Below are 9,485 nucleotides of genomic sequence, written 5' to 3'. Positions count from 1 at the left end.
GATAACTAGTAATATAATATGCCATAACCGTTTGACATCAATGGTTACGGTCTGTTTTGATACTTTCAACCTTTAGTTAGTTAACGTCTTTAGTTCAGTTAATTGCCGCTTCTGATGACGCTTGTAACGAAATACTAAAGTCACACTACCAACAATAAGCAGTGTGGAACACCACGTTCAAGGTACAGCTTAATTTCAATCATAGCAAAAGGAACCGCGATTAAAAATCCCGGTTCCTTTTTTGCATTGACATGATAGTGCTGAGGCAATCTATTTAAAGACCTTGAGGATAATCAGAAACATGAGTACTGCCCAAACAAGCAATACGGCAATTAGTAGTAGTGGTCGCTTGCCAGCAAGTAATTCTGCTAGAATTTCGGCGGCAGCCACTAACCATTGTTTATGCCCCAGTCGCTGCACAACGCTTTGATACGAAAATGTTGTTTGCGCCGTTTTTTTAACGGCAACCCGCGGAATTGTTCGAACCAGTTTTCCCGTAACAATTCGACGATAAGGCGTGTGCAAGCGGCCTTCACAACGAATCAACATTAATTGTGCCTGTTTGGTTGGTTGTAGGAGTTGCGTCTGCGATTGATGGACGACACGATTACTAACGACTTGATAAACATAAGTGTGCGTACCATCGGTAGTCGTCATCTTAGCACCAGTTTTGAGCATGCCGATGTCGTGCATCAAGACGTGTGCACCGATAAAATTATGACTCGCCAAGACGTAGTTGCCCGTTCCCATCGGCCGCTCCGGGAAATATTGAGCCGCGCCAGTAGACAGCGTCTGGTCAGTCGCCACTTTTAAAATTGGCAAATTCAAATCAATAGCGGGAATCTGCAACTGACCGACCAAATCACGTGCCAGTGTATGCGGTAGTTGTTTTTTAGCGGCGGCTAAGTCCTGCAGGTCAACGCTTGTAATTTGGGCCTGCGCCTTGTTCGTTGCTTTGGTTTGGTTCTTTTGCATTAATCGGCGATTTTGTGTCGTCATTTCAATAGTGTTCGGTGTTAAATTAACATCATATAATACTTTGATCGCCAGTAAAGTTAGTGCCAGAAAGGCAAGCGGCCAGAAAAGTTTTCTAATGATTTTCATCCTGTATATCCTTATCGTTCAAACCGCGTAACTGTTCCTCGATAGCTTGAACTTGTTTATTATAAGCGTGACGTTGATAGACAAACCAGATCAGTAACAATAAGATCAGTAAGAAAACGACCAACATCCAAACGTGTTCCAATGACCAAATATCTCGCCGCGTTGTCTTGGTGCGTGCAGCGGTCTTTAGCGGCACCCGCTTGGCAAAAATCAACAAGCGATGACTATTAACAAAAATTGGTGTACACGTCAACAACGTAATGCGATCACGCCCTTTGGTAACATTGAGCACGCTATATTGGCGCTTATCACTCGGATCAATGATCTTGCGCCCAACGACCTCATAGGCCAACTTCTTGCCAAAAGTGTGTAAATAAATCACATCACCCTTCTTCAAGTAGCGAATATTATCGAAATAAACTTGATTCGCCAGACCGGTATGACCAGTAATCACACTATGGGTACTCTTGCCACCGATCGGCAAACTTGTCCAATCTAACACACCGACACCATGTTCAAGGACCCAATCAGATTCCCCAAAGCGCATCATCATATTCTTTAAATTAATGGCAGGAATTGTGACATAACCAATTGGTGAACGAAGATCTTTCTGGACTTTCGTAATGTCGGGCTGCTTAACCTTACGTTGTTGAAACTTAACGATCTGCCGGTTATAAGCACGCGCTGGGGCCAGACTAGGATCTGGCTTAGGCGTGTTCTTCTGATAGGCTCTGACTAGTGGTTCAGTACGCAACTTATTATAAGTGTCAAAAATGAAAGGAATTAAGAACAGAATAATCCCGATAATCAGGCCTGTAAACAAGCGCCGATAAATGCGCCGATTATATTTTTGCTGCTCGAGACGTTTGATTTCAAACTGACGCAGTCGCTCATTATCACTTGTTGTCATTTTGCCGCCTCTTTTGTTGCCTCTTTTGTTGCCTCTTTTGTTGCCTCTTTTGTTGCCTCTTTTGTTGCCTCTTTTTGCTGTCTCTTCTTTTGCCGGTGTTTTGCATAGCCTAACGATAAGATTAGCAAGATGATCAGAATTAAGATAATCAAGTAGAAGATGTGATCTAATGACCAGAAGTCGCGTGGTGTTACTTTCTGATGACGTGCGACTTGATAATTGGTCCGCTTGGCGTAAACAATTAACCGGTGACTATTGATGAAGACTGGCGTACAAGTAACCAACGCGATTTCGTCTTTGCCGGGTCGCACATGCAGCGCCTTTAACGACGCTTTGTTATTTGGGTCAATGATCTTTCGCCCGATCACACGATAAGCCATTTTCTTGCGCAGCGACGTCACGAAAACTAGGTCACCATTCTTCAAATGCTTAATATTATCAAAAAAAACCTGATTAGCTAAGCCGCTATGACCGCTGAGTACACTCATTGTGTTTTTACCACCGACGGGTAAACTACTCCACGACAAATTACCAATGCCGCGATCAAGCACCCAATCGCTACTACCATAGTAAATCATCATTGGCTCCAGATGAATCGCGGGGATATCAATATAGCCAATTAGGCGATGCAGCTTAGGGTAAATGGCCTGAATTAGCGGTGTCCCATCAGCAGCACCTTGTTCTTGTTGCTCGTGAAAAATTATTTGATTATAGTGATCGGCTAATTTACGCGCAGCCGTCATATCTTCATGCTTGGCTGATTTTTCATAAGTATTTAAACTATCATCCTGTTGATGTCGCGTGTATACCCCAAATAAGAACGGCAACAGCACAATGATCACGCCAACTACCAATCCAAAATATAACCAGAAATTATTTCTCTTTTTTGCTTTGTGACCTTTTGTAGAACGCGCCATTAATACGGCCCCCTTGTCGGAATTTATCATAGCAAAAAGTCTGCCGCTTTACAAAACTTAATCGTAATGCTGACCAAATTGACATAAAAATCCGAATTGCAGGTATTTTATGCGATCATGCTATTTTCAAAGTTGTCATGCTATTTTTAAATAGATTCAAACTAACATACAAAAAACCAAGTATTAAATCCAAGATTGAAATGCGTCATCAAGATTAGACGATAATCGTCTAACTTTAATGTGCATTACCAACAGAATTTAGCACTTGGTTATTTAAATGAGACCTGTCACGTTTTGAATTGGGTTAAGGCTACACACATTCGCATGGCATTGAACTTTCCATTTCTCGCTTTGAATGCTAGCTTAACACCACTCACAATTGAATCCGACTCTAATTAATGAACATAGAACAAAAATCGGGTTGAATGCAACGCTTAACCACAACATCATGACACCACAGTTTTCGTTGCAGTTGTTTAATGACGGTAATGTCCCTTCTTAGTGGTATCGACATGCTCATTTAACTGCTGCATATCTTCAGCACTGATCACAAAGTCAAGCTGGGCATTAGCTTCAATGTGCGCAATATGCGTTGCTTTTGGTAAAGGTAAGACGCCATTTTGAACACAGAACTGAATAGCTAGCTGGGCTAAGCTGACCTGATAATGATCAGCGATAGCTTGAATGGCCTGATTATTAAGCAGGCTGCCTGTTGCCAACGGCGAATATGCTTCGACTAATAAACCATTAGCCTGTGCGAATTTCGTGATTTCTGGTTCTGTGTAGCCAACATAATATTGAATTTGATTAACCATCGGCTTAACTTGGGCCACATCAAAAATGTTCTTTAAATCAGCAACACCGAAGTTAGAAACACCAATTGCACGAACGCGACCAGATTCATAGATCTTTTGCATGGCTTGCCAAACTTCGCGGTTCTCTAAAGCATAATCGGCACCTTGCTCGGCCCAAGGTTGCGGCGCGTGAATAATATAAAGATCCAAATAATCAAGGTCAAGATTAGCCATCGTTGTGTCAAAGTCACGCAAAGTACCATCATAAGTTTTAGTCTCTGCTGGCAACTTCGATGTAACGAAAATATCCTCACGTTTCAAACCAGAAGCCCGCACACCGGCACCGACTTCCTTCTCGTTATGGTAAGCTAACGCCGTATCAATATGACGGTACCCCACTTTAATCGCGTCCATGACGGCTTGCTTAGCTTGATCTGCGGGAATTTGCCAAGTCCCAAAACCAATCTTAGGAATTGCAACACCGTTTGCTAATGTATACGTATCTGTTAATTTTGTCATTGAATTATTCCTTTCCTATTAAGCAATTATTTTTTGCTTACTAACCGTCACTATAATAGCGCTTAACCCCCACTCTAAGGCAAGCATTTTGACTTATTTTTTAATAGTTTGTCCGAGAACAGGTCAAATGAGGCGTTTTTATTTTGCCGGAGATTCGTCATTCTCTGATTCTTAATTTTAAGATAACGCAAAGGCAACCTTAATTTCGGCGGCAATAAAAACTGAGTCTTGAAAACTGAGTCACGGTTTTCTTTTTGTTGCCGGCGATTCTTGAGAAATTGCTACCAAATCAGCTTTGGGTGTGGGAATCTTCTTAACGCCAAGAATATCGAGGAAGAAGGTGAAAATGGGAATGCCGACGATCAGCCCCCAAACGCCGAAGAGTCGCTCGGCAATCAGCAAGACGATAAACGTAAAGAACATGGGTAATTGCGTCCGACTCGCCATGAACTTAGGATTTAAAACGTAAGTTTCAAGCGTATGGATCAAAACAATCATCACTAAAATATAAACAACATACTTAAGACCACCAACGGAAAATGCCACCATTGTCAGTGGAATGCAGGAAATAATCACGCCAGCCACTGGCACTAACGAGAAGAGAAAGACCATTAATCCCAAACTCAACAAATTTGGCATTTTCATAACGGCCAAAGTTAAAATTGTGATCGCCGTGTTGACCGCTGCGATAAATAACTGCGTTTCAATCACAACACCAAAGGTATTAATGAACTTCTTGGCAAAATAAGCGACATCAGAGAAGAACCAACCAAAGTCGGGACTACTCACAAATAGTTCACCAAATTTCTTTAACGACTTTGTTTCCAATGAGAAGACAAAACTGAGCAGCAGTGACAAAACAAACGTCACGCCCATACTACCAACACTCGTGATGTAATTAAACAAGGTCGAAATACTTGATTTAACCTGCTCGGCCAAATTAAATTGCTTCATGTAATTATTGAGATACGCCATCACGGCATTAGAATCAAAACTGGGACTTTCATAAAACTTATAAACTTGATTGACTAATTTAATCGATTGGTTAGCCAACAAAGGGACAAAATTAACAACCACAAAATAGAGGCAGGCAAGTACCAAAGCATAAATTAAAATGACAATCAAAGGCGTTGGTACCTTAAGTCGACGCCGCACAAAACCCACCAAGCGGGTCACCAGAAATGCAAAAATAAAAGTTAATAAAATTGTACTGATCATCGCGCGCATTAACCATAAAACAAGGCCGATGATGACTAGCACTGTGAAACGGCGGATGGCTGTCCGCCGGATAAATTTTTGATAAATCGACACTAGTTATCTCCCCACTAATCTCTAGAATCTTTTTTAAAGTCTGCCCTTAAAACCTGGCAGATAATCTTGTTGCTCGTTCACTCTCTTAGTGTAATGCTTTTTGAAGTATTTGCCCAAACGAATATGACAACTTACGAAAACAATAAAAAATACTTTGAGTTAAAACTTTGCTCAGCAAAATTTTAACTCAAAGTATTTTTTTAATGAATGAAATGTTGGATCGTGCCACTTTCTATGATAATCATGACACCCAATCCTACATAAATAACGGACACCAGCCACTTACCCGAGCGTTCTAGAAGGCTTTTAACAAAACGAACGTGCGAAAAATGATCACTAAGAAAGACTAGTAAGAAAATGCAAACTGTGAACGTCAGCAGCACGATGATTAATTGCCACGCATTCTGAGCCACAAAGTACGGAACGAACAGACCGATATTATCAGCACCGCAAGACGCAAACGTCATTAAAGCCACCAGCGAAAGCAAATTCTGTTGATTAGACTGACTGATTTTCTCTTGCGCCGCAGCGACCTCATCGCCATCTTCGAATAAAGATTTAATTCCGAAATAAATTGGAATCAGTCCTAGAAATCCCAACGACCACTTTGCCGGTACAAAATGTAAAATTAACGCGAAAAATAAACTAACGGCAATTAAACCCCAAGATCCTAAAAATTGCCCCACATAAATTCGCTTTTTGGCCTGCGGTGACTGATATTTAGTGAACAACAACATTAAAATGACAAATAAATCCAATGCTGTGGAAAAATAAATAACGACTGCTGAAAGAATAGTTGAAATCATTCGTCAATGGCTCCAGTCGCTGTCATTTTTACGAGTAAGCCAGTATCTTCGGCCAAACACCACGCCCGTTGCAATAATAAAGCTGTGCAATTATCTTTAATCTGGTAATAAATAAACGTTCCGTCACGTTTTGACTGCACAATATTTTCGGCAACTAATTTTTGTAACTGATTAGAAACCGCCTGCGTTTTCATTTGAATTTGTTCCGCCAAGGCATTAACCGATAGTGACTGTGCTTTCGCTAACGCATGAATAATCCGCAAACGGGTGGGATTAGCCAATATTTTAAACAGTTGACTAATTTGCTCTGCTTGACTTATCGTCGCTAAGTCGCGGTCAGTTAATTGGGGAACATCCGGACAACAATTGTTCATCGTTTAAAAGCCACCTTCTGTAATAAGCTACTTATTTGATCATCGTACAACATTAATACACGTAATTGTGTAATAATTTTTAGACGATGTCAAGGAACCTTCGGTAACTAAAACTATTTTGTTGCGGTTCTCCGCGCTTGCGCAAAGGTTGCATAAGAAACGTGTAGAATACCGTGGCGGCGAAGAAATACTTTGCGCTGGAACGTAGTGGGCGTCGATTTGAGCCGATTGAAGGGCAAATCGTCTCAAATGCGAGCCTTAATGTAAGCAATAAATTGCTAACATTAATGTCACTACTGAGCGGTATTTCTTCGCCGCCACTAAACAAGCAAGATGACAGCCTTTGCGCAAGCGCTGAATTGACAAGTTGTTAAATTCCCTTCTAATTTTTAGAAGCAAAAAATTGCGGTTAAATCACACCATATCATCACTTTTGTCAGTGCCGTAGGGAAATCGCGGTCAGCCGCGGCATTCTTGTTGATGGTTTACCATTTACAAGAAAGTTTGTATTTGAGACAAATTGGTTTTTGATTTGGCTCAAATCAAACTCGCAGCGTTCCACCAGCGTATTTCCCGTAGGCACGAAGAAGCACAACACAACAGTTCTAGATCTTGGCACTTATAACAAAGCTCACATTTAAGACGAACTGCTTTTGATTCGACTCAAATCAAACTCGCAGCGTTCCACCAGCGTATTTTCTGTAGGCACGGAGAACCGCAACATAACAGTTCTAGGTCTTACAATTTACAAGAAAGCTTGTGTTTAAGACAAATTAGTTTTCATTTGGCTCAAATCAATACTCGCAGCGTTCCACCAGCAATTTTCCGTAGGCACGAAGAACTGCAACATAACAGTTCTAGAACTTAGTACTTTCAACAAGACTGCAGTTCCAGAATTTAACAACGACTTACTGTTTTGACCAATCAATCTTATGATCTTTAAAATAAAACTCGCGATCATGATCATTAATTGAGCGCAATACGCGACAAGGATTGCCTACCGCGACAACATTATCTGGTAAATCCTTGGTGACAATACTACCGGCGCCGATGACGACGTTATTGCCAATCGTAATGCCCGGCACGACAACGACACCCGCACCAAACCAACAATTCTCGCCGATTGTGATGGGCATATTATATTGCAGCCCCTTTGCGCGCAATTCTGGTAAAATCGGATGACCAGCCGTGGCTAAGGTGACATTCGGCCCAAACATCGTGTGCGAGCCGACATAAATATGAGTATCATCAACACAAGTCAGATTAAAGTTGGCATAAATATAGTCGCCGAAATGAACATGTTGACCACCCCAATTAGCGTGAAATGGCGGTTCAAGATAACAACCTTGACCAATTTCTGCAAACATTTCTTTTAATAGTTGCGACCGCTTTTTCTCCTGACTAGGCCGTGTCTGATTAAAATCGTACAATTTTTCTAAAGCAATCGTTTGACGCGCGGTAACCCTAGGATCGTTAGGATCATAAATCGAACCGTTGTGCATTTGTTCTTCAATCATTATCAGAATTACCCCTAATAGCCTTTATCGTAATTAATTAAATTTCGGGTTGGTTTTAACCCTTGTTTGTAAGCCGCAAGATTTTCGAAAAAATAATCAAAAATACGCGCATAATAAAAATTCGTGTGACCAGCAGTATGCGGTGTAATCATCACATTCGGTAACGTCCATAATGGCGAATCTTGTGATAATGGTTCCGTATTGAAAACGTCCAAGGCCGCACCACGAATAGTTTTATTCGCTAATGCTTGGTAGACATCTTGATCAACATCTGTTCCGCCACGACCAACGTTCACATAATAAGCAGATTTCGCCATCTTACTCAGAAAATCTTGATTAACCAAACCACGCGTTTCTGACGTTAATGGCAAGCAATTGATCACATAGTCTGCAGAAGGTAACATTTCTGGTAGCTTGGCCATCGTCGCGACTTCATCAAAGTTCTTCGTCGCCCGACCAGAGCGGCTAATTCCAACCGTGTGCATTTCAAAGGCGCGCAAATATCCAGCTAAAATTCGGCCAATATTACCTGTTCCCATAATCAAAACACGACGGCCAGTCAGTTCAGTCCGATGGAATAAATCAGTCCATTCTTTACTCAAACGATGTTCAGCATCACTTTGCAAATGACGAACATCGGCCAACAAATAACCGACTGCCTGCTGGGCAACAGACTGGGCATTCGCACCGCTGGCAGTAGTTAAATAAATATTTTGCCGCTTTAATTCCGCTAACGGAAAATTATCAACACCTGCAGAGAAAGCTTGAATCCATCTAATCTGATTGGGCGACTTTAAGGCTACTGCCACAGCTGGCGAATAACCGAGAATGATTTCCGCATCGGCAATTTGCGCAGCCGTATAAGCTTGTCGACTTAAATCGACAAACTCATCGTCAGCAAGCTCGGATTTAACACGTTGCAATAATGGCTCTTTCAATTTAATTAAATTGACAACTTTTGACAAAATAAAACCTCCCAATCTTGACGAAACCAAACTAAAAAGGCATTGACTAAAAAGAATGCCTTTTCTTTTTGACACTATTAGTATAGCAAAAATGTGGAAAATACCCTAGAACTGTTATTTTGTGGTTCTTCGCGCTCGCGCAAAGGTTGCATATAAAGTGTAGTGAGTACCGTGAGGGAAAATAAATACTTTCGCTGGAACGTGGTGGACACTGCTTGAAGCCAATTTTTGCAAAATTGTCTCCAAGACAGGTCTTGTAGTAACAGCT

At 41.3% G+C, this 9,485-nt stretch carries 10 protein-coding genes; 1 reads left to right on the top strand and 9 read right to left on the bottom strand.

The annotated features are described in order from the left end of the window. Nucleotides 1–270: 270 nt before the first annotated feature. The 7 genes from EKM65_RS10725 to EKM65_RS10695 form a co-directional block, all read right to left on the bottom strand. Nucleotides 271–1,104, bottom strand: a complete 834-nt coding sequence (locus EKM65_RS10725; protein WP_125608340.1) for a class A sortase — start codon at nt 1,102–1,104, stop codon at nt 271–273. Next, nucleotides 1,091–2,014 carry a class C sortase gene (locus tag EKM65_RS10720; protein WP_125608338.1) on the bottom strand — a complete coding sequence of 308 codons (924 nt, stop codon included), beginning with the start codon at nt 2,012–2,014 and terminating at the stop codon, nt 1,091–1,093. The genes EKM65_RS10725 and EKM65_RS10720 overlap by 14 nt, the downstream gene beginning before the upstream one ends. Continuing rightward, complete coding sequence (locus tag EKM65_RS10715; protein WP_164506925.1) at nt 2,011–2,931, bottom strand: class C sortase; 921 nt, start codon at nt 2,929–2,931, stop codon at nt 2,011–2,013. The genes EKM65_RS10720 and EKM65_RS10715 overlap by 4 nt, the downstream gene beginning before the upstream one ends. Before the next feature lie 476 nt (nt 2,932–3,407). Further along, the gene (locus EKM65_RS10710; RefSeq protein WP_125608334.1) at nt 3,408–4,244 is read right to left on the bottom strand and encodes an aldo/keto reductase; all 837 of its coding nucleotides are present in this window, start codon (nt 4,242–4,244) and stop codon (nt 3,408–3,410) included. A 240-nt stretch (nt 4,245–4,484) separates the two neighbouring features. Continuing rightward, nucleotides 4,485–5,555 carry an AI-2E family transporter gene (locus EKM65_RS10705; RefSeq protein ID WP_125608332.1) on the bottom strand — a complete coding sequence of 357 codons (1,071 nt, stop codon included), beginning with the start codon at nt 5,553–5,555 and terminating at the stop codon, nt 4,485–4,487. Nucleotides 5,556–5,755: 200 nt separating this feature from the next. Beyond that, nucleotides 5,756–6,361 carry a cadmium resistance transporter gene (locus tag EKM65_RS10700; protein ID WP_125608330.1) on the bottom strand — a complete coding sequence of 202 codons (606 nt, stop codon included), beginning with the start codon at nt 6,359–6,361 and terminating at the stop codon, nt 5,756–5,758. Further along, entirely contained in the window at nt 6,358–6,735 is a 378-nt protein-coding gene (locus EKM65_RS10695) for an ArsR/SmtB family transcription factor (RefSeq protein ID WP_125608328.1), read from the bottom strand. Before EKM65_RS10695 ends, EKM65_RS10700 begins: the two co-directional genes overlap by 4 nt. 173 nt (nt 6,736–6,908) lie before the next feature. Between EKM65_RS10695 and EKM65_RS10690 the strand changes: the two genes are divergently transcribed. After that, entirely contained in the window at nt 6,909–7,109 is a 201-nt protein-coding gene (locus EKM65_RS10690; protein ID WP_125608326.1) for a hypothetical protein, read from the top strand. 534 nt (nt 7,110–7,643) lie between these two features. Here EKM65_RS10690 and EKM65_RS10685 read toward each other — a convergent pair. Next, a complete protein-coding gene (locus tag EKM65_RS10685) occupies nt 7,644–8,252 on the bottom strand; it encodes a sugar O-acetyltransferase (protein ID WP_191987324.1) in 609 nt (202 codons plus the stop codon). 14 nt (nt 8,253–8,266) lie between these two features. Beyond that, entirely contained in the window at nt 8,267–9,217 is a 951-nt protein-coding gene (locus EKM65_RS10680; RefSeq protein ID WP_164506924.1) for a D-2-hydroxyacid dehydrogenase, read from the bottom strand. Nucleotides 9,218–9,485 lie beyond the last annotated feature (268 nt).

Source organism: Lapidilactobacillus bayanensis (assembly GCF_003946695.1).
Lineage (GTDB): Bacteria > Bacillota > Bacilli > Lactobacillales > Lactobacillaceae > Lapidilactobacillus > Lapidilactobacillus bayanensis.
The sequence above is the reverse complement of the archived record's forward strand: the minus strand, read 5'-3'. Positions and strand labels throughout refer to the sequence as shown.